Here is a 22,262-nt window from a genome sequence, read left to right on the forward strand (position 1 = left end):
CTGCTTCAACTTGAATTGTTCATCCGTTATTTCTTTTGACTCCGACGCGACGGCGCGCCCCGCCGCATTCAACAGTGTGATAAACGGGGAAACAGAAGACGCTTGAGGAATCGCACGTCGCGCGCGCTATTCGCAGCGGTTACGGATCGGTCGCTGGCGACATCGCCCTTATGCCGAAATTGATTCGCCTACTGCGCACGGCGTGAAGGGCTTCGATACGCGTCGGCCTGGAATGGAGTGACCTGGCTTTTCCATGGTGACGATCCTTGAAAGGCGGATCATCCGTTGATGACTGCAGCCACGATATCGTTTCGATGCGCCCGCTGTCCTTGAAAATACCGCACTGTTTATCGTCAATACGATTTCGCCGATTAGCACGAAACAAGCATTAGCCGGTGGAATATGCATTTACTCGTCGTCACGCATTAAAAGTACACGTAATAAGAACAGTCTATTCGACTGCGTCGATATAACCCTCAATGCTAACGAATAACGCGCACAACACCGTCTGCGCGCCTGTCATTCAGCCATTAATTGATAATTACTTAAATCTAGTTGTCAGACGACGGATGAAGTCTATGAAAGGTGTGCTTTATTGTACAGACGGTATTTACCCGCACCATCAACGAGCATATTGCCAATAAATATGCTAAATCTAGTAATTAGCGATGACTCCGCCAGCTATGCCGCTGGCTCAAACTTCATGGCAGCCTTTGTTATAGCCAAGCTCCGACGTCTGATGACTATTTAACCTATTCCGCATCTCATAAGATGATCGAAAAGAAAGTCGCGTCTAAAGGGTATCTAACCCCATTCGGGTTATTCGGCATTGTGAGTCTCGACTGTTATTCACCGAATCCGGGTTTCCGGGCAAAATATTCTTAAACGGAGGCTAAATCTTGCCGATAACGGGACGTTGAAGATTCGTCCGCATCGTGCGTTAGCCAAGGTGAAAGAGGAGCTTGGTGACAGCGTTAACATCAGCCAGCATTATCGTAATGCGTGCGTTGGCGATGAATCCGGCTTGACGGTTTTTGGTTCTGGATTTTGGGCGGCGTATGAGGGTGTATTTTCTTGCGCACCGCTTTGAGACTTTGGGACGGCTGGTTGATTCGTTGATCAGTTGATGTGGTGGCCGCAGCGGGCGCTGCGGCCATTTTTATTTGTGCTTTCTGCTTGCTGTTGTCTGTGGCTTGTCGCCTGTTGTGTCGCGCCTGATTTGATCGCTTAGTGCGGCGCGTTGGACGGTTGTTGCACAGGCGTGGAAGGCAGCTTGATCGCGCGTTTCGTGGACGGCTTTTTGCGGGTAGAAGCATCTGCCTCTTCGACGGGCGCTTTGGCTATCTTCGATGCATCGGCCAGCAAGTTCGTCGCCTGCTGCGCCGTGAGACGGCTGCGCGGGATGCCCTTCGCATCGAGTGCAATCACCTGGAACAATTCGCGGTCGCATTCGAGATCCTGCTGATATTGCTCGGCGGTATCCACCAGCAATTCGAGCAACGTTTGACGACGCCTTCTTTCGTCGTGCGTGAAGGCAGGATTTCTAACTATCGATGACGCAAGTGTGATCAATGTATCCAGTTGACTCAGCTGTCGGTCGCATAAGTCGAATGCGGAAAGAGCAAGTTTTTCGTATTGGATTGCGTCGACTGGTGGGCGTGAAGCGGGTTGATTTTTGACGGACCTGGGCATGGTGCGATCTCCCTGTTGCTTCGAAGGGTCGCCCGGACACTGGCCTTTGGGAGGAAGGGGTGAGCGGGCACGAAGTAGGGTTGACAGACCGGGGCATAAACAAACCGGCGAGCCTTGCGGCTCCCCTACCAAGGCCCGCCCATTGAAATATAGACGTGCAGAGGTAGACGCACACCCGCCTGGGCGGGTGTGCGGTTTATGCCACAGGCTGTCAAACCTGGCCACTGGGTGTATCCCAGCGACTTCGCAATTATAAGGGAGGGAGGCTATCTCGGATTTAGTCTTGGAGGCTAAATGTTGGGATTGGCCGAAGGGATAAAGGCGGGTGCGAGATGTTCCTTTGCCGCCGCATGGATTTCGTTGCAAATGCGCATGCGGCTTGCGCGGCGCACGCGCGCCAAATTTACCCTATCGGCCAGACCAGGCCAGGCCAGGACAGCACGCAGCCGCTGGTCCACGAACTCGAAGCGCATGCGGCAGCGTCCTTCAGTGCTCCGTGTCCCGTCTGTGAAGAACAGCAGCGGGTTCAGCGCAATAGTTTCCTAAATGATGACCGACCGCCTGCACCATCCCGCCGACGAGGCATTCAGTCAGGCATCCCCTGGCCACGCGTTTCGGGCAGAAACCACGGCAGCACGATCCCGAGCAGGTAGGCCAGACCAAGCGCCATCGCAGCCTGCGGTGCGCCGCCGAACGACTTGACGATAGTGCCCGCGAGAATCGGGAACACCCAGGCAATCATTCGCGCCGCGTTGAATACGAAGCTGATCGCGGTCGAACGCACGGTGCTGGTGAACAGCTCGCACGGATAGATCGCCATCCACACATACGCAAAACCGAGTGTGAAGAAGCCGTTGATCGGCGCGACTATCGCCATCGCCTCCACCGTGTGCGTGAGCTTGTAGGTGACGAACGTGATCACAAGCGCGCCGACAAACGTCAACGAAATGAACGCGCGCCGTCCGATCACATCGATCACGAAACCGCCGACCGTGTACGCGGCGATCGCACCAATCGTATAGGTAATCGACACGCGTGCGCCCCACGACGCAGGGTCGGCAACGTGTTCGGCCTTGCCGAGCGAAACGGTATAAGCGGGCAGCAACGTGGAAATTGCCCACCAGCCGATCGTCGCAACGACCGACAGCAGGAACAGCAGCACCGTGCGCCGTGCGGCTTCGCGCTCCCTGAACAGCTGCGCAAGCGTGAACGGACGCTTGTCCTCGCGCGCGTGCTGCGCAACAGGTGTTTCGACTGTCGTCGCGTTCCAGCGCTTTTCGCGCACCGCGGTTTGCCACTTCTCCGACTCGTCCACACCGCGCCGGATGTACAGCACAAACAACGCAGGCACCGCACCAAACACGAACATCAGCCGCCACGTCTCGGCACCGAGCAGTTGTGTCGGTGCCAGCAGGTACCAGACCACCGCCGCGAGCAGCGTCCCCCAGCCGAAACCCGACTGCAGAAATCCGGCGCCTTTCGCGCGCGCACGTTCCGGCCAGGTTTCAGACAGCAGCGCGACGCCCGTACTCCATTCGCTACCCATCGCGAGGCCGGTGAGAAAGCGCAGCGCACATAACACGATCAGGTTTGGCGAGAGTGCAGTAAGACCTGAGAACAGCGCATAAAGAAACACGGACCACAACATCATTCGCTTGCGGCCGGCATAGTCAGCCAGCACACCGCCGATCAGCCCGCCGAGCCCCCAGCCGAGCAGTGTGATGCCGATCACAATGCCCGCATAAACCGGCGTCGACGCGGCCTGTTCGGGCGTGAGCACCGAGTGCAGCATCGGCGCAAGCACGACCACCAGCGCCAGGGTTTCGTAGCCGTCGAAGATCCAGCCAAGGAAGCTCGCGCGCAGCACGCGCCAGTGCATCGAAGTAAGCTCGTCGTACCAGCGGCTACGCAGGCCGATGGACGTATTGCTAGGTAGCATGAGTGTCGTCTCCTTTGTTCGATTTATCGGCTTTCACCGTGCGCTGTGCACGAACTGCCTGCGTTCGACGGGAAGCAGCACGATGATGACACGACGGCAATAAAACGTTGCCGCGATAACCTTCCGGGTTTCATCGCGCCCGGCAGCGCGATAAATACGTCGGCCAGCCCTCGCCGCAAAAGTCAGGTAGTTAGCATGCGATATCGCATAAATGGACACCATTCGAAAACGCCTAAGCCCCACTTAGCGTCCGGTTAAGGGACGATGGGCAAAGGCTTTTACGGCTACCGGTCTGGCGAGCCTCAGGGTAAGCGAGCGTTGGTCGGCGGGACGCGAGTTGCCCTCTATTTGGGCGCATCGGGCGACCGGATTTATCCGTGACATCCAGCGACATAGTTTCCGCATGGCTTTTAGTCAGGCAGCCCACTACATTAGCTTCACCTGACGCGCCAGCAGTCATTTCCCGCAGACGACGCGTCCCATTTCATTCCGTTATCTGCCCGTCATGATTACCACTGGAAAAATTGCGCTTTGCGCTACGTTATTTGTTATTGGCGTCTCGCTGATCGAAGCCTGCGTGCTCACTCACCGGCAGCGCGACAGCGCCACGCCGTTCGATTGGTACGAGGTGTGGATTTCGCTGGCCGATGTCGCCGGTCGAAAGCTGCTGGCGCTGCTGCCTCTGTCGCTTGCAACGCCGGTGTTCGCGTTCGCATGGGATCACCGGATTTTTACCGTGACGCTCAACAGCGTGCTAATGGTGTTGCTGCTCTTTATCGGTCAGGAATTCTGTTACTACTGGTACCATCGCGCGTCGCACCGGATCCGCTTTTTCTGGGCGACGCATGCGGTCCATCACTCGCCTAATCAACTGACACTGTCATCGGCCTACCGGCTTGGCCTGACTGGAAAACTGACGGGCTCGGCGATTTTTTTCGCGCCCCTCGTGTGGCTCGGGGTACGTCCGGAAATCGTATTGGCGACGCTGAGTTTCAACCTGCTCTATCAGTTCTGGCTGCATAACACGTGGACGCCGAAACTGGGCTGGCTCGAATACGTGTTCAATACGCCTTCATCGCACCGCGTACACCACGCGTCGAACGTCGACTATCTCGATGCGAATTTCGGCGGCGTGCTAGTCATATTCGACCGTTTGTTCGGCACCTATGTCGAAGAGCGCGCTGACGAGCCGTGTCGCTATGGACTCACCACGCCAACGCGCTCGCGCAATCCGTTCGTCGTCGAATTCGAACATTGGGCGAGTCTCGCGCGTGATATCGCATCGGCAGGTAATCTTTGGACCGCGATCAGCTATGTGATCCTGCCGCCCGGCTGGCGCGCGGATGGCGCCGGCGAATCCACCGAAGCACTGCGTCAACGGAATCTGGCTACACGTCGTGCAGTTCCGGTCAGCACTCAGGGACGATGAAGTGCCTTTTCCCGCCAGGGAAATCGAAATTTTTGAAAAAGGTTTCTGGAAGAAACTCCCGCAGGGGGATTCAATCCATAGAAGCAGTAGTCAAAGAACCGCTGTCCGTGAGGGCAGCGGTTTTTCTTAGCGTGAGTCGCGAACGGGAGACTCAAACTCCTGATTCGCGAGACGACTACTGACCAGCTGGTGAGACTGTACTCGGCGTCGCCAACGTGTTGTGGCTTCCGGGAAGGTTGGTGAGGGATGTCGCGCTATTGCTGCTGGTTCCATTCGCCGAGCCCGCGTTTGACGATCCAGCGCCCGTGCCGCTCTCCGAAGTAGTGGCACCAGGCGTGCCGTAGCCGCTCGCTGCCGGATGGACCGGCGACACGGTGCTAGGTGTCGCCAGCGTGTTGTTCTGTGCATAAACACTGCCCGATACCGCAAGTGCAGCGACGGCCGCGATTAAAGTACTGGTTGCCTTTTTCATGATTCGTTCCTCCTTAATTGGACTGGACTGTAGATTCAAACAATCCATCCGTGTCTCTCCATAGCGTTCGGGGTACTCTTCGCCCGCCTACGGCCTGCTTCAGTGCCCTTCACCTCGTTCAGGCCAACAATGCCTTCCGCATCTCGATCGACTGAACCGGCGCACGTGCAAACTCTTGACGACACGTCGTGCGCCGACCTTCTGAATCGAGTACATAGCAGCGATACAAAGTGTAGGTAAGCGGTCGCTGATAATTAAGCGCTTTGTTCGCAAGGGTGAATTTCTGTTTTAGGAATTACCGCTGCGGGATCCGGATTCCAATCTGACGCGGGCGCCGTATCGACGAAGCCGCGCAATATGCGCCGCTCGAACAGCTCGCACGGTCGCCGCAACGTGGTTTTGCCCGCAATATGCACGGTATTGGTTGACTTACCACGCGCCAGTTATGTACCCTCCCGCGCTGATGGTTCCCGTCACCGGGATTCAAAGGGAACGCAGTGAGAGCAGCCATGCTCGGAGTCTGCGACTGCCCCCGCAACTGTAAGCGGCGAGTCTGTGCCACTCATGACCACTGGGAAACCGGGAAGGTCGGCACTGGGCGTCGACCCGCAAGTCAGGAGACCTGCCATCGAAACCGAGGTCTGCGCAGCCGTGTCGGGCGGGGTGTCCCGACGCGCAAGCACCGCTTAGGCGGGCGCCCGTTGCAACGACAGCCCGAACCTCAGGATCTGTCATGTCCACTACTCTGCAAAGCGGTTCCTTGGAGGAACCTTGCGCCGTCGCGTCTGCGGCATGTATTTCGTTCTCGCCATGTTCAACACCGGCGGCGGAATCTGGTCGTTCACGGGATCGCTGAACGACCGCTTCAACCATCCCGGCATCATCATCATCGGCGTGTTTATCGACGCGTGGCTCCCCTCCTTCGTGATCTGTCGCGTCAAGCGTTACGACGATCCCGAGGTTGTACGCGTCGAACGATAAGCATTGCAGGCCGGCCCATCGGCGGCAGGCCGGGCTCCGCCCGGCTTATAAAAGCACCACCATGTCCACACCATGAACTTGCGTTATCTCATCCTCACTTCTGCGCTGACGCTGTCCGCGACGCAGATCGCGCACGCCACAGACGACGCGTCGTCGCAGCAAGCCGACCAGACACCGACACCGGCCGCGTTGCCGACCATCCTCGTCACCGGCGACACACAGCATCTGCCGCAGTCGTTCGACCAGCGCTACGCGACGACCCAGGTATTGACCCGTGCGGACCTCGATCGTCTGTCACCCATCGATCCCAGCATTACGCAGGCACTCGCAACCTTGCCCGGCATCACCGTTTCGCAAAACGGCGGCCCGGGCACCACAGCGTCGGTCAGCATTCGTGGATCGTCGGGCAACCAGGTGGCAGTGTTCATTGACGGCATCAGGGTCGGTTCTGCCACGACGGGCGGCGCCGAATGGGCAGATCTGCCGACCTCTGCGTTCGACCGCGTCGAAGTCATCTCGGGGCCGGCCGCTGCGTCGTTCGGCGCGGATGCCGTGGGCGGCGTCGTGCAACTGTTCACTAATCATGCGTCGAATCAGCCGAACCAGACCGTGATCTCCACGGGCGGCGGCTCGAACAAAACGTTCGATACGCAAATCCGCACGTCAGGGACGGTGTCGTCCACGGGCCCGCTCGCCGCGCTATCCGGGCTGACCTATTCATTGGGTCTGCACGACTACAACACGGCCGGCATTGACGCCACGCAGCCGTATGCGTACGGACACGAAGATGGCCGCAACCCGTATCACGCGCAAAATGTGGACGCACGACTTGGCTATACCCATGACGACTGGTCGCTGTCTGCATTCGCGCTTTATCACAAGTCCGACCTGTCTTATGACAATGCCGGCGGCGATGACCGGCAACTCGATCATCAACTGACGACCGGTCTTGCGTTCCATCTGGACCTCACGCCGTACACGCAATTCGACCAGTCCGTGGGCTATTCCACGGACCGCCAGTTCATCTACGCGAACAACCCCTCCATCCCCACCGACGAGATCGATTCGACGCGTCTGAGCACGTCGACCTCCGTGACCCATCAGGAGCATGGATTGAAGCTGTTCGATCTGCCGCTCTCGGGAGAAACGAAGTTCGCGTACGATTTCAGCCGCGAACAAGCGTTCCTTCCAGTCGACATTCCGACGGGTGTGCCGACCCGTAACGACTCGGCCGTTTCGATGCATCAATCGGTCACGCTCGACGCATGGACGCTATTTCTGGCGGGCCGCCACGAGGTCATTCAGGGGCAATCGGTCAACACCGGCAATGTGGCGCTGTCGTACGCGATCACGCCGGCGTATACCGCGCGCGTGTCGTATGGCAACGCGTTCCGCCTGCCGACGTTCGATGACCTGTACTACCCCGGCTACGCGAACCCCAACCTGCTGCCAGAGCGTAGCAATACGATCGAAGCGGCGCTGGATGCCACAACGTCATTGGGCACCTTTACTGCGGCGGTGTACGACACGCGCGTGCATAACCTCATCAGTTACGACTCGGTGACTTATCTGCCGGTCAATGTGGGCCGGGCGCACGTTCAGGGTATCGATCTTTCGTACAAAGGCACCATTGGCAAATCGACGCCGGTGAGCCTCACGATTGGCATCCTGAATCCACAGGATGTCACCGATCAAACGTGGCTGAGTCGCCGTCCGCGTCAGACCGCGAGTTTCAACATCGACCATACGTGGGACGAGTTCCACCTGCATGCGTTGAGCACAGGCGTGTCGGTTCTTTATGGCGGCTCGACATTCGACGATCAGGCCAACACGACCTATCTGCCGTCTTACACCACGGTTGGCCTGCGCGCCGCATACCGGGTCAACTCGCATCTGACGTTGTCCGCCAATCTGTCGAACCTGTTTAACCGGCAGTACTTCACGGTGTACGGCTATAACATGTTGGGCCGCACGGCATTTGGCAAACTAAGCTACACGTTCTAGGCACTGACCGTCACCCGGGCAACGCGGGAACGTTACGCACGAAACCTCGGCTCGGCCCACTCCGCCGCACGAGCCGAGGTGACGAATGCCTGAAGATAGTCGATCCCATCATCCGACTCGCGGGTGCCAAGAAAGATCTGCTTGGCGATGCCCTTCTTGCCGAGCCGCAGTGGCGTAAGCGGCATCCATCCCGCGTATTCTTCCGCCAGCCAGCGCGGCAGCGCCGCCACGCCTCGCCCGCTCGCGACCATCTGCAACATGATGTCCGTGGTCTCGATCACCTTGTGGCGTCTTGGCACAACGTTAGCGGGCATTAGAAACTGCGTGTAGATGTCGAGCCGATCCGTTTCGACGGGATAGGTAATCAGCACTTCCGTGGCAAGCTGTTCGGGCGTGATGTACGGTTCGCCCGCGAGCGCGTGTGCGTCGGCGACCACCAGCACCTGTTCGTAGTCGAACACCGGCTGAAATTTCAGCCCCGCTTTCCTGAGCGGATCCGGCGTGACGAGTACGTCGATGTCATAGCCGAACAACGCGCCGATGCCGCCGAACTGGAACCGCTGCTTCACGTCGACATCGACGTCAGGCCAGCGCGCGAGATACGGCGACACGACCTTGAGCAGCCATTGATAGCATGGGTGGCACTCCATGCCGATCCGCAGCGTGCCCCGCTCGCCTTGCGCGTACTGCTTCATGCGCTCTTCAGCAAGCTCGAACTGGGGCAGCATACGGTTCGCGAGGCCAAGCAGATACTGCCCAGCCTGCGTAAGCCGCAGCGAGCGTCCCTCGCGCGTCCATACCGCCGTGCCCAATTGCTGCTCCAGCTTCTTCACGGTATGACTCAACGCGGATTGCGTCAGGTTCAGTTTGTCGGCGGCGGCGGTCAGCGAGCCCTCCCGTTCCACCTCCCTGATCACCATCAGATGACTACGCTCCAGCATTGCGACCTCACATGAACAAAATTGATCTTTGCATGAAATAAATCCATTTTTATTCATACAAGGAAAATTCTATCATCGCTTCCAGTTAGGTTTCTCTGGACGGCACACAAAAATGGTCACGACACATAATCTGGGTTTTCCGCGCATCGGCGCGAAACGCGAACTGAAGTTTGCACTCGAGAAATACTGGAAAGGCGAGTCGTCTCGCGACGAGCTGAAAGCGGTCGGCGCACAGCTTCGCGAACGTCACTGGAAGGATCAGGCGGGCCTCGACTTCGCCCCCGTTGGCGATTTCGCGTTCTATGACCAGGTGCTCGACATGAGCTTCACGCTCGGCAATCTGCCTGAGCGCGTGCGCGGTTTTCACGGCGATACGCTGGATAACTACTTCCGCGTGGCGCGCGGCCGTTCGGCTCACGGCGCTGAAGATCACAACGCGTGCTGCGGCGGCGTGCCTGCCGGTGAAATGACCAAGTGGTTCGACACGAATTACCACTACATCGTGCCGGAATTCGACGCGAACACGCAGTTCTCACTGGACCCGTCGCGTCTGCTGGAACATCTGGCGCAAGCCCGTGCAAACGGCGTCAACGCGAAGCCGGTCATTATCGGCCCCGTGACCTACCTGTGGATCGGCAAGTCGAAAGACGGCTCCGACAAACTCGCGCTGTTGCCGCGCCTGTTGCCGGTGTATGCGGCGCTGCTGGATTACTTCACGGCACAAGGTATCGAATGGGTGCAGATCGACGAACCGGCACTCGTCACCGAACTCGACCCGACATGGCGTCAAGCGTTCGCGACGGCCTATGAAGCACTGTCGACGCGCCGCGTCAAACTGCTGCTGGCCACCTATTTCGGCCAGCTCCAGGACAATCTCGAACTCGCGTGCAAACTGCCCGTCGACGGTATTCATATCGACGCGATCAACGCGCGTGATGAAATCGCCAAGGTCGTTGCGCATCTGCCCGATCTGTCGGTGGTGTCGGTTGGCGCGATCAACGGCCGCAACATCTGGAAGACCGATCTGACGGCTGCGCTGGAATGGCTTGAGCCGCTGCATAGCTCGCTTGGCAACCGGCTGTGGATCGCCCCCTCGTGCTCACTGCTGCACACGCCGGTCGACCTGAACAGCGAACAGAAGCTCGACGCTGAAATCAAATCGTGGCTCGCCTTCGCACTGCAAAAGCTCGACGAACTCAAGACGCTTGCCGGTGCGCTGAACCACGGTCGCGCTTCGGTGGCAGCGGAACTCGAAGCCAATGCAGCGGCCATCGCAAGCCGCCGCGCATCGCCGCGCGTGCACAACCCGGCGGTCAAGGCTGCAATTGCGGGTATTGATGCAGCACTCGGGAAGCGCGTCAGCGCCTACACGCTGCGCGCCGAAAAGCAGGCGGCGATTCTCAATCTGCCGGCATTCCCGACCACGACGATCGGCTCGTTCCCGCAGACCAGCGAAATCCGCCACGCACGCAGCCAGTTCAAGGCCGGTGAGCTCGATCAGGCCGGCTACAAGGCGGCGATGGAACGCGAGATCACGCGTGCAGTGAAGGAGCAGGAAGCGCTCGGCCTCGACGTGCTCGTGCACGGCGAAGCAGAACGTAACGACATGGTCGAATATTTCGGCGAACAACTCGACGGCTACGCGTTCAGCCAGTTCGGCTGGGTGCAGTCGTACGGCTCGCGTTGCGTGAAGCCGCCTATTCTGTTCGGCGATATCAGCCGTCCGAAGGCAATGACTGTCGAATGGACCCAATACGCGCAGTCGCAAACCGCCAAGCCGATGAAGGGCATGCTGACGGGTCCCGTCACGATCCTGAACTGGTCGTTCGTGCGTGACGACCAGCCGCGTTCGGTGTCGTGCTACCAGCTCGCGCTCGCTATCCGCGAAGAAGTGCTCGATCTGGAAAAGGCCGGTACCCGTGTCATTCAGATCGACGAAGCTGCACTGCGTGAAGGACTTCCGCTGCGCCGCGCGCAGTGGAACGAGTATCTGCAATGGGCGATCGAGTCGTTCCGTATCACGGCAAACGGCGTGCAGGACGAAACGCAGATCCACACCCATATGTGCTATTCGGAGTTCAACGACATCATCGCGTCGATCGCCGATATGGACGCGGATGTGATCACGATCGAAACATCGCGCTCGGACATGGAATTGCTCGACGCATTCGACAACTTCAACTATCCGAACGAGATCGGCCCGGGCGTGTATGACATTCACTCGCCGAACATCCCGAGCGAGGAGCACATCGTTCAGCTGATGAAGAAAGCGGCTGAGCGTATTCCGGCGGGTCGTCTGTGGGTCAACCCGGATTGCGGCCTGAAGACGCGGGCGTGGGCAGAAGTGATTCCGGCTCTGACAAACATGGTTGCTGCTGCCAGGACGCTGCGTACGGCTGCTTGATCAAGCGTGCGTGGGTTACACCGCAGCGGACGATTGAAGTCTGAGTGGTAGCTGCATAAGACGGCCGCCTCCGGGCGGCCGTGTGCTTTTCCCGTTTTGCGTTCGCGATTTCGCCGTCACATTGTCGCGCTATCCAGTTTGTTAGCGACCATCCGCAGCGCGCAGAAAAATCTCGGGGACAACGCGTTGCCTACTGCGGAAACCCAATCATGCTGGAGCGCGTCAGCGTGACGTTCCTGGCCACGCCGGCCGGCGCGTTGGCGAGAATCCACGCAGTTGAGAGTTCACCGAACGGCTCCTTGCTCGACATGCCGTCGGTCGCCACCACCACCTTGAAGCCGCGCAACGCCGCTTCGCTCGCGGTGTACAACACAGCGCCGTGCGCCACCGTGCCGGCAATGATCACCGTCTGAATGCCCCTGGATTTCAGCGCCTCTTCGAGATCGGTGTTGAGGAATTTGTCCACGCCGGACCGCACTACGTGCTCATCACCCTTAGCCGCAATGACCGACGGCACGGTCGCCAGTGTGCCCGTGCTGGTCAGGCTGTAGACGGTCATCAGATTCGCCTGGCGGGCCCTGCCCAACAGATCGGCAATATGCGGCAGGGAAGCCACGCAGTCGGGGCGTTCATTGTCGTTGCAGGTGCTGGTGTCGAAATCAAGCAGCAATAGCGCGGTATGGGCGGGATCGGTCACGGTGACCGGCTTCAGAGCCGGTGGCGGCGGTGTCTTGACAGCCCCCCAGGAGTCGATGATGTCGGCGTGCGCGATGCCGGAAAAGGGCAACGCAAGCACCAGTGCGCACAACAGGCTTCGGATGTTACACATAGCTTTAACTCACGTTTGAATTGACTGTTGTTTCGCGCATGGCAACTCCCGGAAAGAAAAGCCGAGCGGACCACCTGAGCGATTACAGCAGTTCAAACGACGCATTGTCAACGATCCTGACGAGGACAATCACCGCGCTGCCTTGGGAGCGGAAGGTGTTCTCGCCATCCGCTCCCGCGATAGAAATGACATCTGTGATACATCGGCACATTTTCAGTTTTTATCGACGACCGGAAACGCGACATCTCGGCCAGCACGTGCTGAAGACGCCGCTGACTTGAGCGTCACGACAAACGGCATATCCGGTTTCATGACAAACGTCAGCACTACACCGCATGCCATCACCGCGATGGACAGCAAAAAGGTGACATTCCAGTTGCCCATGCGATCTATCAGATAACCCGCCACAACTGGGCTGACGATAGCCGCTGTGAATCCCGTGCCGCTCATGATGCCACTGGCCGTACCCGAGCGGTCATAGGCGATGTCCATCGGAATTGCCCACATCGGCCCAATATTCATTTCGTTGAAGAACATTGCCGCGGCCAGGAAAATCAGTGAATACATTGGATCGTGGATCAATACCACCGGGATCAGCGACAGGCCGGTCATGGTCATGCAGAACGCGACCAGGACGCTGCGCGCGAGCTTCAGGTTGCCGGTGCGCCTAAGCAGCCTGTCACTGATGAGACCGCCTATCAGATCGCCGAACACGCCGGCGACAAACACACCTGAAGTGAAAATCACCGCCTTCCTGATGTTCAGATGGAAGCTATGCATGAAGTAAAGAGGCATCCAGTCGAGCATCAACCAGAGGATCCAGTTGTAGCAGAAATACACGGCTGAGACAGGCAGCAGGCGACGATAAAGACGCGCCCAGGTGCCGGGCACTTCCACCGGACGAACTTTGGGCGGCGGCAGGCTGTCAATTTCGGCAGCAGTGATGCGCGGATGATCCGCCGGTTTTTCGGTGTAGGTCACGTACCACAGGACCAGCCACGCCAGACTCAGCGCGCCGAGCAGATAGAAGGCGAATCGCCAGTCGAACGCAGTCATCAACGTCAGCACCAGGATCGGCGCCACAGCATTGCCCAACCGCGCTGACGAGTGAGTGATACCTTGGGCCATACCGCGCTTGTCCTTCCTTACCCACGACGCCATCGCGCTGGTGGACGCGGGAAACGTGGCGCCCTCGCCCAGACCCAACAGCAGCCGGGCCGCGACGAGTGTCGCGAAACCTCCGGCGAGGCCCGTCAGCGTGGTCGCCACCGCCCAGATGGCGGCACACGCGATCAGCGTGCGCTTGGCGCCGAAGCGGTCGCTGACCCAGCCGCCGATGAACTGGAAGATCACATACGGATACGCAAAAGCCGAGAAGATAAAGCCGAGTTGTGTGTTGCTTAGCCCGAGTTCGGACTTGAACTGTCCGGCGGCGGTGCTGATGTTGACGCGGTCGACGTAGGTGATGAAGTACATCAGGCACAACATCAACAGGACGACCGTGGTTGCCTTGAGCTGTAGTCGTTTCATGTCTCACTCCACATTGTTCGTTGTTATTTTTTCGACGATCCCGAAGTAAACTCGACCACGGCGTCCGTGAAACGAGTGCTGCCGTACACCTCTTCGATCAGATCTTCATCGTCGAGCCGCTGTTCGACGACAATGCGGCGCAGGCTTTCCTTTACGGCCTTCTGCGTGACGGGTGAGAGCGCCATGAGGCGCTGCGCGAGCGCATCAGCGTTGTCCTGAAGGGCATCGTGCGAGCACACGTCATAGACAAAGCCACACGCTAGCGCTTCCTGTGCGGTGAGGTACTCGGCGAGCAGCAACATCTTCTTGACCCGCGGCACACCAAGCGACGCCTGCAACCGTGCGATGTTGCGTGACGACAGCGTGTTGGAAAGCGTCTTCGCGATCGGCGCGCCGAAGCGCGAGCCGTCGCTGCAGAGCCGGAAATCGCAGGCGGTTGCCAGCGCCAGGCCGCCGCCGACGGCCCAGCCATCGATCACGGCAATGGTCGGCACCGCAATCCGTTCGACCGTGTCGATGACGCGCTCGACGAAGGCCTCGTAGGCCACGCCATCGCGACCGTCGCGGAAGCCGTTGAAGTACGCGATGTCGGTGCCGGAAATAAACGACTTACCACCCGCGCCCCGGAAGAGGATGCAGCGCACGCCGCCGTTCGACGTACACTCGGCGACCCGCGCCAGCAGCGACTCGTACATATCGAGCGTCATCGCGTTATGCCGCTCGGGACGATTGATCACAATCTCCGCTGCGCCCGACTGATGAATCGTGAGACTGACGAGTTCATTCATGGCGCGGTCCCGTCGATCTCGGCGAAGACCTCGTCGTTGTGCTCGCCCAGCAGCGGCGGATGACGACGCACCGTCTGCGGCGTGCCCAGCATCTTGACGGGAAAACCGATGTTCTTGACCTTGCCTTCGTTCGGGTGATCGATCTCCATGCACATGCGGCGGTGGGTTGCATGCTCGCTCTCAAACGCCTCGGGATAAGACAGAATCGGCCCGGCCGGAATACCGGCGGCGAGCATCGTGTCGACCCACGTGGCGCTGTCGCGCTTCGCGAATTCCTGCTCCAGCACTTCGATCAGTGCCTCGCGATTCCTCAGCCGCAACGACACGCTCGCGTAGTCGTTGTGAGCGATCAGGTCCGGACGCTCCAGCAGTTCACACAGCTTCGTCCACAGCTTCTGATTGGTTGCGCCCATCACGAAGTAGCCGTCTCGCGCTTTCACGGCCTGGTACGGTGCGCTCATCTTGTTGCTGGTGCCAAGCGGCGTCGGCGGCACACCGGTGCCCCAGTATTCGGACATATCCCAGATCGAGAAAGCCATGACCGAATCGAACAGCGACGCGTCGATGTGCTGGCCCTCGCCAGTTTTTTGCGCGCCGATGTAGGCCGACAGCAGACCGTAGACGGCGAACAGCGCGCAGCCGATGTCGGCCACCGGCACACCCGCCTTGACGGGTTTGCCGCCCTTGTAGCCGGTCACGCTCATCACACCGGACATGGCCTGCGCCATCAGATCGAAGCCGGGCCTCGACGCCCACGGCCCGCTTTGCCCGAAGCCTGAGATACTGACGTAGATGATCTTCGGGTTGATCGCCCGGATCGACTCGTAGTCGATGGACAGACGCTGCACCACGCCCGGACGGTAGTTTTCGACGATGACGTCGGCGGTCTTCGCGAGCTTGTAGAACAACTCGCGCCCTTCGTCGCTCTTCAGATCGAGTGTGACGGAGCGCTTGTTGCGGTTCATGTTCAGGAAGCCCATGCTGTCGGGCCCCTTCATCTTGAAGCCCATCGCACCGCGAGTCTGATCGCCTTCGGGCGGCTCGACCTTGATCACGTCCGCGCCCATGTCGGCCAGCAGCATGGTGGCGTAAGGGCCTGCCATGACCTGGCTGACGTCCAGCACGCGGATGCCTTGCAGCGGCTGATGCTTCGATTCGGTCATCCCGAGTCTCCTCTGTAGAAGGTGTCAGTGAGACCGTCTGTCCATGCCGGGCATGGCCGACGGTCTTCTGCTGTCACTGTCCGCTACATGCCGGGGTGCCGCAAGAATGCGTCGATCATGTCTGGTTTCGCGCATCGCGAAACCGGGCGGCGCGCTCCGTTCAACGCTTAGGCCGGTTTGTCGACCAGTTCGGCCACCACGTTGCGCAGGGTTTGTTCCTGAGCGTGACCTTCGACACCGGACAGAACGTAGCTGCGCTGATGCCACTCGCCATCGAGTTCGGCCGACGCCAGCGACTCCTCAGGATGAAAACTGCGCAGAACATCGGGCGGCATCAGGCCGACACCTAGCCCATGGCGCACCATCGCCAGCATCGTGTCAAAGCCGCTGACGGAGAGATTATTGGGGAACAGCCGCCCGCGGCTGCGGTACGCGCGTTGCACGGCGGATAGAACCGCGGAACCCTTTCCGAGGCTCACTATGGGGAGATCGAGAATATCGTCGATGCCGACGGGTCCGCCGGAAAACTGGAAGTGCCGGCGGTTATAGACCAGCACCAGGCGGTCCTCCTTGTACGCGAATTTCGCCAGATCGAGGAAGCCGCTTTTCTTCTCGTAGATGCCGACGTCGATCACTTTGTCGCGAAGCAATTGCTGCACGATCTTGCTGTTCTCTTCGACGATCTTCAACGAGATGCCGGGATATTTGCGCTGGATGCCGGCAATCTCGCGCGCCAGGAACTGAATGACGACGGCCTTCGGTGCGCCGATGATAATGCGGCCCTCGAGGCCCTGATTGAGCGCCTGAGCGTCGCCTTGCAGGCGGTCGACGAGGTTGTCGATCTGCCGGACATATTGAAGCAGCTTGGCGCCCGACTCGGTGATCTCGACACCGTGCGGGACGCGCTTGAAGAGTTTGGCACCCAGTTGCTCTTCGAGGTCCGTCACCCGGCGGGAGGCGGCTGCCACGGCCAGACCGAGTCTGTCGGCGGCACGGGAGATGCTGCCTTCCTCGGCAATGGCGAGGATCAGACGGACGGTGGTGGTGTCGAATTTCACAGGCGCTCCGGATGGTAGCGAAGGGAGTGGGGGGTATAGGGCACTGGAACATGGCGGTTCGGCTAGCGCGGCCTCGATCTGGACATGATATCGGGCGGTCGGCGTACGGGCGTGTGATGAGCGCCATCGGCTTTACGCGCAGTGCCTGTCAACCGCGATCTTGCCTGCCGGCAACTAGAGCGTGCGGATGGCTTCATCACGAGCAGCGGTTGTTTGCTGCGATGAGTTCGCATATCAACGCGCATACACAAACGTCGGCAATGCCCACCCATCTCATCGCGCTGAAAGCCTTTCGTCAACGACAGGCACACCACATGCTAATGCTCCTGCAGTTGGCGCCGAGGCCAGGTCATTGCATAAAAACCGCATTCGCCCCCCCTCGCAACCCGTTCATCACGCGATGCCCACGGCGCCCTCCATCAAACAAAAAGCAGAAGGATCACCATGTCGACCACACACCATGGGCTAACAGCGCATAGCAGAAGCACAAATAGCCGCTTCAAGATCATCATGACCTGCGTCATCGCCGCGCTCGCAGGTCTGTTATTCGGGCTCGACATCGGGGTCATTTCGGGTGCGCTGCCGTTCATCAGCAAACAGTTTCACGTAAGCGACCGCATTCAGGAATGGATCGTCAGTTCGATGATGGTCGGCGCCGCCCTGGGTGCGCTGCTATCGGGCTGGATGGCAAAAAAGATCGGCCGCAAATTCTCGCTGATGATCGGCGCAGCGCTGTTTGCCGCTGCATCCATGCTCTGTGCGTTCGCAGCGGATCCTGAATGGCTCATCGTGGGTCGCGTGCTGCTCGGCGTGGCGGTCGGCATTGCATCGTTCACCGCACCGCTCTATCTGTCCGAGGTCGCACCGCGCACAATGCGTGGTTCGATGATCTCGTTGCACCAGTTGATGGTGACAGTCGGCATTCTCGTCGCCTTCCTCTCCAACACGGCATTTAGCAGCACCGGCAACTGGCGATGGATGCTCGGTGTCATCGCATTGCCCGCCGTCGCGATGCTAGCTGGCCTGTTGCTGCTGCCGCAGAGTCCCCGCTGGCTGATGAGTGTCGGACGAGACAAAGAGGCGCAAAGCGTGCTCAAGCAATTGCGCGCGGACACCAAGGAAGTCGAAGTCGAAGTTCAGGAAATTCGCGATCAACTGAAGATCAGCCAGGAAGGCTGGGGCCTGTTCCGCAGCAACCCGAATTTCCGCCGCTCGGTGTGGCTCGGCATATCGCTTCAGATCATGCAGCAACTCACTGGAATCAACGTCGTGATGTACTACGCGCCGCGTATTTTCGGCCTGGCGGGATATGGGTCGGCGCACGATCAGTTGTGGGGGACCGTTATCGTCGGCGCGGTGAACGTCGCGGCGACCTTTATCGCCATCGGTCTCGTTGACCGCTGGGGCCGCAAGCCGATCCTCATTACCGGCTTCTCGGTCATGGCGGCGTCGCTCGCGGCGCTGGGCGGGTTGCTGCACGCCGGTATCTCGTCGAGCACGTCGCAGATCCTCGCTGTCACGGCGCTTGTGATCTTCATTGCTGGCTTCGCCATGTCCGCGGGTCCGATGATCTGGATCCTGTGTGCGGAGATTCAGCCGATCAAAGGACGCGACTTCGGCATCTCGGCATCCACCTTCGTCAACTGGGTGGCGAACACCGTGGCAGGCGCTACCTTCCTGACACTGCTCAACACGATCGGTCATGCCCCGACTTTCTGGCTCTATGCGGCAATGAATGCATTCTTCATTATTGTCACGCTGCGTTTCGTGCCGGAAACCCGCTCCACTTCGCTCGAACAGATTGAGCGCAATCTGATGGCAGGCAAGCCACTGCGAGAGCTGGGGCAGTGAGTTCTCTGCAATAGCAATAGCCCACTGCACGATGTACGAACGATTACGCCGACGGTCCGTCGGCGTAATCGTTTATAGGCGTCTGGTCTGCCATCAATCGTGCTCACGCAAAAAACCCTCGACGTCATACCGCCGCTGAATGGTTGAGTCAGCGCATCCTTTCCCTCCTTTCCGTTCGCGGCCGATTAGCAGACATCGTTGATCTGGCGCAAGCACCCTGCTATTCACGCGCGCCGGCCACGCGCGGCAGACGCTATTCTTGACGGAGTAAGATGGACGCGCGGCAAGGTCGATGGAAAGTCGCGACAAAGCTGCGCCGTGTTCGCTGTCACCAGCAGTCCGTTGAACGAAGTGCGAACACCCTCGTGAAACACTGTTGATCCAATCCGGAAGGAGACATTCATGACCGCCATGATGAAAGCCGCCGTATTCATCGAACCGGGCCGCATCGAACTCGCCGACAAGCCCCTGCCCGACGTCGGCGCCAACGACGCGCTCGTGCGCATTACGACCACCACGATCTGCGGCACCGACGTGCACATCCTGAAAGGCGAGTACCCGGTTGCGCGGGGCTTGACCGTCGGTCACGAACCCGTAGGAGTGGTCGAAAAGCTCGGCAGTGCGGTGACGGGCTATCAGGAAGGCCAGCGGGTGATCGCCGGCGCCATCTGTCCTAACTTCAACTCCTACGCGGCGCAGGACGGCGTCGCGTCGCAGGACGGCAGCTATCTGATTGCCAAAGGTCTATGCGGTTGCCATGGCTACAAGGCGACAGCGGGCTGGCGCTTTGGCAACATGATCGACGGCACGCAGGCCGAATATGTGCTCGTGCCGGACGCGCAGGCCAACCTGGCACCCATCCCCGACGGATTGACCGACGAACAGGTGCTGATGTGTCCCGACATCATGTCCACCGGCTTCAAGGGGGCGGAGAATGCCAACATCCGCATAGGCGACACGGTGGCGGTGTTTGCGCAAGGGCCCATCGGTTTGTGTGCCACGGCGGGCGCGCGCCTGCTCGGCGCCACCACGATCATCGCGGTCGATGGCAACGACCACCGGCTGGACATCGCCCGCAAGATGGGGGCCGACGTGACGCTCAACTTCAAGAACGTCGACGTGGTGGACGAGATCATGAAGCTGACCGGCGGGCGCGGAGTGGATTCGTCAATTGAAGCACTCGGTACGCAAGGTACGTTCGAGTCGGCGTTGCGCATTCTTAAACCGGGCGGCACGCTATCGAGTCTCGGGGTGTACTCGTCCGACCTGACGATTCCGCTGGGCGCATTCGCAGCAGGGCTTGGCGACCACAAAATCGTCACCGCGCTGTGTCCCGGCGGCAAGGAGCGTATGAGACGCCTTCTGAATGTCGTGGGGTCCGGGCGCGTCGACCTCGGCGTACTGGTCACGCACCATTACAAGCTGGACGATATCGTCGCCGCCTACGACCTGTTTGCCAATCAGAGAGACGGCGTGCTTAAGGTAGCGATCAAGCCGCATTGAGTGGAGGCGGCGCGCACGGCGGGTGACGTTCGTTCTGCGACCGCTGCGATGTATGCCACGTATGCGATGCTGCGTCGCAGGTCGATCAGATACCCGCCGTACCGCGACGGTGAACCTCACCGCTTGCTGCCGTTGCGCGCGCCGGCACTCTCAGCAACAGCCAGATCACCGCGATGAGATACACCGCGATCATGAAATAGAGGCTCATCATCGGCTTGCCCGTGCTTTCGACAAGCCGGCCGGTGATGACCGGCGCCACCGCCGAGCCGAGATTGCCGAAGCAACTGATCATTGCAATGCCTGCGGCGGCATCGCGTTTCGGCAGCCGCTCGGTGGCCAGCGCAAACAGCATCGCAGCGTTGACAATGGTGCCGGGCACCGCGGCGCTAAGTGCGGCCAGTTGCACGATGACATGCCCCTGCGCCAGGAGAATCAGCACCGCGCCGCCGGCCGAGATCAGTAGAGACGACGCGAAATGCCAGCGGCGCTCGCGAAAATGATCGGAGCTGCTGCCAAACACAATCAGGGCGATCACGGTCACGACATACGGAATGACCGAACAGAGTCCAACCGTGAACGGATCCGGAATTCCCCAACTCCTGACGATGCTCGGCAGCATGAAAGCCAGCGTATAACTGCCCCCGAGCGAGAGGAAGTACGTGATGGTGAAGGCCCACACCAGCGGATCGCGAAGCACGCGCAACAGCGAACCGTGAGCCGTCGCACCGGCATCCGCGCGATCTGCACCGAGCAACTCGAGAAGCCGCTGCTTTTGCGCCGGCGACAGCCATCGCGCCTGCTCGGGCCGGTCGGTCAGGAAAAAGAAAATCAGCACGCCGAGTATCGACGCGGGCACGCCTTGCACGAGAAACATCAACTGCCAGCCCTGCCAGCCGCCAAATCCGTCGAGAAACTTCAGTGTGGCGCCTGAAGTGGGACCGGCAAGAATCCCGGCGATCGGCATGGCGATCATGAACTTCGAGATGATGCGTCCTCTCCGCGCGACCGGAAACCAGTACGTCAGATAAAGCATCACGCCGGGGAAGAAGCCCGCTTCGAACGAACCCAGCACGAAACGCACGACATAGAATTGCAGCGGTGTGCGCACCAGCATCAATGCGCTTTCGGCGATGCCCCAGCAGAACATGATGCGCAGCAGCGTCTTACGTGCGCCGATCCTGTCGAGCAGCAGATTGCTCGGAATCTCGAACACCAGATAGCCGATGAAGAATATCCCTGCGCCGATGCCGAATACCGTGTCGCCCCAGCCCAGCCGCTGTGCCATCTGAAGTTTCGCGAAGCCGATGTTGATGCGGTCGATATAGTTCACGCCATACGCGAGAAACAGCAACGGCATTAGCCGCCAGACGATAGTCGAGAACATCGCCTTGTCGGCGGCCGATTCGGAAAGGCTCTGGTCCGGCGCGGGCGTTGCGACTGATGTCATTGCACACTCCTGGCTAGTGTTTCGTTCCGTTGCCAACCCGTCCTTGCGCCATGCGTACGCGGTGCGTGGACGGCTACAGCATTCACGGGCAACCGAACATCGAGGCGCGCCTGACGACACAGCCCGGTTGGCCCATGTGTTACGTTCGCGAATCGGCGGAATAGAACACTGCAGGTTCGTCGCGACGACAACAAATATACTGCCAAGTACAATATTTATACTAATTGGTAT

General features: G+C 59.5%; 17 protein-coding genes and 1 riboswitch. Of the genes, 6 read left to right on the plus strand and 11 right to left on the minus strand.

The features are described from left to right. Positions 1–1,227: 1,227 nt before the first annotated feature. The 3 genes from LMG28727_RS10800 to LMG28727_RS10810 form a co-directional block, all read right to left on the minus strand. Positions 1,228–1,692, minus strand: coding sequence for a hypothetical protein (locus tag LMG28727_RS10800; RefSeq protein WP_201642288.1), 465 nt, complete (start codon positions 1,690–1,692; stop codon positions 1,228–1,230). Between the two features lie 290 nt (positions 1,693–1,982). After that, positions 1,983–2,165, minus strand: a complete 183-nt coding sequence (locus tag LMG28727_RS10805; protein WP_201642289.1) for a hypothetical protein — start codon at positions 2,163–2,165, stop codon at positions 1,983–1,985. 113 nt (positions 2,166–2,278) lie between these two features. Continuing rightward, positions 2,279–3,631: an MFS transporter gene (locus LMG28727_RS10810; RefSeq protein WP_201642290.1), complete on the minus strand. Its 1,353-nt coding sequence runs from the start codon at positions 3,629–3,631 to the stop codon at positions 2,279–2,281. 505 nt (positions 3,632–4,136) lie between these two features. Between LMG28727_RS10810 and LMG28727_RS10815 the strand changes: the two genes are divergently transcribed. After that, a complete protein-coding gene (locus tag LMG28727_RS10815) occupies positions 4,137–5,060 on the plus strand; it encodes a sterol desaturase family protein (protein WP_201642291.1) in 924 nt (307 codons plus the stop codon). Between the two features lie 175 nt (positions 5,061–5,235). On the opposite strand, the gene LMG28727_RS10820 is transcribed toward LMG28727_RS10815, so the two are convergent. Then, positions 5,236–5,532 carry a hypothetical protein gene (locus LMG28727_RS10820; RefSeq protein ID WP_201642292.1) on the minus strand — a complete coding sequence of 99 codons (297 nt, stop codon included), beginning with the start codon at positions 5,530–5,532 and terminating at the stop codon, positions 5,236–5,238. 447 nt (positions 5,533–5,979) lie between these two features. Beyond that, a riboswitch (cobalamin riboswitch) is annotated at positions 5,980–6,176 on the plus strand. A gap of 127 nt (positions 6,177–6,303) precedes the next feature. On the opposite strand from LMG28727_RS10820, the gene LMG28727_RS10825 reads away from it, so the two are divergent. Then, positions 6,304–6,513 carry a hypothetical protein gene (locus LMG28727_RS10825; RefSeq protein ID WP_201642293.1) on the plus strand — a complete coding sequence of 70 codons (210 nt, stop codon included), beginning with the start codon at positions 6,304–6,306 and terminating at the stop codon, positions 6,511–6,513. Positions 6,514–6,585: 72 nt separating this feature from the next. Next, positions 6,586–8,517: a TonB-dependent receptor domain-containing protein gene (locus tag LMG28727_RS10830; RefSeq protein WP_201642294.1), complete on the plus strand. Its 1,932-nt coding sequence runs from the start codon at positions 6,586–6,588 to the stop codon at positions 8,515–8,517. 32 nt (positions 8,518–8,549) lie between these two features. Here the strand turns inward: LMG28727_RS10830 and LMG28727_RS10835 are convergent, their stop codons facing one another. Beyond that, positions 8,550–9,458, minus strand: a complete 909-nt coding sequence (locus LMG28727_RS10835) for a LysR family transcriptional regulator (protein WP_201642295.1) — start codon at positions 9,456–9,458, stop codon at positions 8,550–8,552. A gap of 112 nt (positions 9,459–9,570) precedes the next feature. On the opposite strand from LMG28727_RS10835, the gene metE reads away from it, so the two are divergent. Next, positions 9,571–11,862: a 5-methyltetrahydropteroyltriglutamate--homocysteine S-methyltransferase gene (gene metE / locus LMG28727_RS10840; RefSeq protein ID WP_201642296.1), complete on the plus strand. Its 2,292-nt coding sequence runs from the start codon at positions 9,571–9,573 to the stop codon at positions 11,860–11,862. Positions 11,863–12,052: 190 nt separating this feature from the next. On the opposite strand, the gene LMG28727_RS10845 is transcribed toward metE, so the two are convergent. The 5 genes from LMG28727_RS10845 to LMG28727_RS10865 all read right to left on the minus strand — a co-directional run bounded on the left by LMG28727_RS10845 (position 12,053) and on the right by LMG28727_RS10865 (position 17,230). After that, the gene (locus LMG28727_RS10845) at positions 12,053–12,691 is read right to left on the minus strand and encodes a cysteine hydrolase family protein (RefSeq protein ID WP_201642297.1); all 639 of its coding nucleotides are present in this window, start codon (positions 12,689–12,691) and stop codon (positions 12,053–12,055) included. A 213-nt stretch (positions 12,692–12,904) separates the two neighbouring features. Continuing rightward, on the minus strand, positions 12,905–14,221 hold the full coding sequence (locus tag LMG28727_RS10850; protein WP_201642298.1) for an MFS transporter: 1,317 nt from the start codon (positions 14,219–14,221) through the stop codon (positions 12,905–12,907). 23 nt (positions 14,222–14,244) lie between these two features. Further along, positions 14,245–15,009, minus strand: a complete 765-nt coding sequence (locus LMG28727_RS10855; RefSeq protein ID WP_201642299.1) for an enoyl-CoA hydratase — start codon at positions 15,007–15,009, stop codon at positions 14,245–14,247. Next, a complete protein-coding gene (locus tag LMG28727_RS10860; protein ID WP_201642300.1) occupies positions 15,006–16,172 on the minus strand; it encodes a CaiB/BaiF CoA transferase family protein in 1,167 nt (388 codons plus the stop codon). The genes LMG28727_RS10855 and LMG28727_RS10860 overlap by 4 nt, the downstream gene beginning before the upstream one ends. 167 nt (positions 16,173–16,339) lie before the next feature. Further along, complete coding sequence (locus LMG28727_RS10865) at positions 16,340–17,230, minus strand: LysR family transcriptional regulator (protein WP_201642301.1); 891 nt, start codon at positions 17,228–17,230, stop codon at positions 16,340–16,342. Positions 17,231–17,674: 444 nt separating this feature from the next. Between LMG28727_RS10865 and LMG28727_RS10870 the strand changes: the two genes are divergently transcribed. Beyond that, positions 17,675–19,081 carry a sugar porter family MFS transporter gene (locus LMG28727_RS10870; RefSeq protein ID WP_201642302.1) on the plus strand — a complete coding sequence of 469 codons (1,407 nt, stop codon included), beginning with the start codon at positions 17,675–17,677 and terminating at the stop codon, positions 19,079–19,081. A gap of 402 nt (positions 19,082–19,483) precedes the next feature. After that, positions 19,484–20,584 carry an NAD(P)-dependent alcohol dehydrogenase gene (locus LMG28727_RS10875; RefSeq protein ID WP_201642303.1) on the plus strand — a complete coding sequence of 367 codons (1,101 nt, stop codon included), beginning with the start codon at positions 19,484–19,486 and terminating at the stop codon, positions 20,582–20,584. Between the two features lie 85 nt (positions 20,585–20,669). Here the strand turns inward: LMG28727_RS10875 and LMG28727_RS10880 are convergent, their stop codons facing one another. Further along, positions 20,670–22,031, minus strand: a complete 1,362-nt coding sequence (locus LMG28727_RS10880; protein ID WP_201642304.1) for an MFS transporter — start codon at positions 22,029–22,031, stop codon at positions 20,670–20,672. Positions 22,032–22,262: the final 231 nt, after the last annotated feature.

This window comes from Paraburkholderia metrosideri, from assembly GCF_904848625.1.
Taxonomy (GTDB): domain Bacteria; phylum Pseudomonadota; class Gammaproteobacteria; order Burkholderiales; family Burkholderiaceae; genus Paraburkholderia; species Paraburkholderia metrosideri.

Coding starts and splice junctions, on each gene's coding strand:
- LMG28727_RS10870 (WP_201642302.1), top strand. CDS start 17,675: ATGTCGACCACACACCATGGGCTAACAGCGCATAGCAGAAGCACAAAT.
- LMG28727_RS10810 (WP_201642290.1), bottom strand. CDS start 3,631: ATGCTACCTAGCAATACGTCCATCGGCCTGCGTAGCCGCTGGTACGAC.
- LMG28727_RS10875 (WP_201642303.1), top strand. CDS start 19,484: ATGACCGCCATGATGAAAGCCGCCGTATTCATCGAACCGGGCCGCATC.
- LMG28727_RS10850 (WP_201642298.1), bottom strand. CDS start 14,221: ATGAAACGACTACAGCTCAAGGCAACCACGGTCGTCCTGTTGATGTTG.
- LMG28727_RS10820 (WP_201642292.1), bottom strand. CDS start 5,532: ATGAAAAAGGCAACCAGTACTTTAATCGCGGCCGTCGCTGCACTTGCG.
- LMG28727_RS10855 (WP_201642299.1), bottom strand. CDS start 15,009: ATGAATGAACTCGTCAGTCTCACGATTCATCAGTCGGGCGCAGCGGAG.
- LMG28727_RS10835 (WP_201642295.1), bottom strand. CDS start 9,458: ATGCTGGAGCGTAGTCATCTGATGGTGATCAGGGAGGTGGAACGGGAG.
- LMG28727_RS10880 (WP_201642304.1), bottom strand. CDS start 22,031: ATGACATCAGTCGCAACGCCCGCGCCGGACCAGAGCCTTTCCGAATCG.
- LMG28727_RS10815 (WP_201642291.1), top strand. CDS start 4,137: ATGATTACCACTGGAAAAATTGCGCTTTGCGCTACGTTATTTGTTATT.
- LMG28727_RS10805 (WP_201642289.1), bottom strand. CDS start 2,165: ATGCGCTTCGAGTTCGTGGACCAGCGGCTGCGTGCTGTCCTGGCCTGG.
- LMG28727_RS10830 (WP_201642294.1), top strand. CDS start 6,586: ATGAACTTGCGTTATCTCATCCTCACTTCTGCGCTGACGCTGTCCGCG.
- LMG28727_RS10800 (WP_201642288.1), bottom strand. CDS start 1,692: ATGCCCAGGTCCGTCAAAAATCAACCCGCTTCACGCCCACCAGTCGAC.
- metE (WP_201642296.1), top strand. CDS start 9,571: ATGGTCACGACACATAATCTGGGTTTTCCGCGCATCGGCGCGAAACGC.
- LMG28727_RS10860 (WP_201642300.1), bottom strand. CDS start 16,172: ATGACCGAATCGAAGCATCAGCCGCTGCAAGGCATCCGCGTGCTGGAC.
- LMG28727_RS10845 (WP_201642297.1), bottom strand. CDS start 12,691: ATGTGTAACATCCGAAGCCTGTTGTGCGCACTGGTGCTTGCGTTGCCC.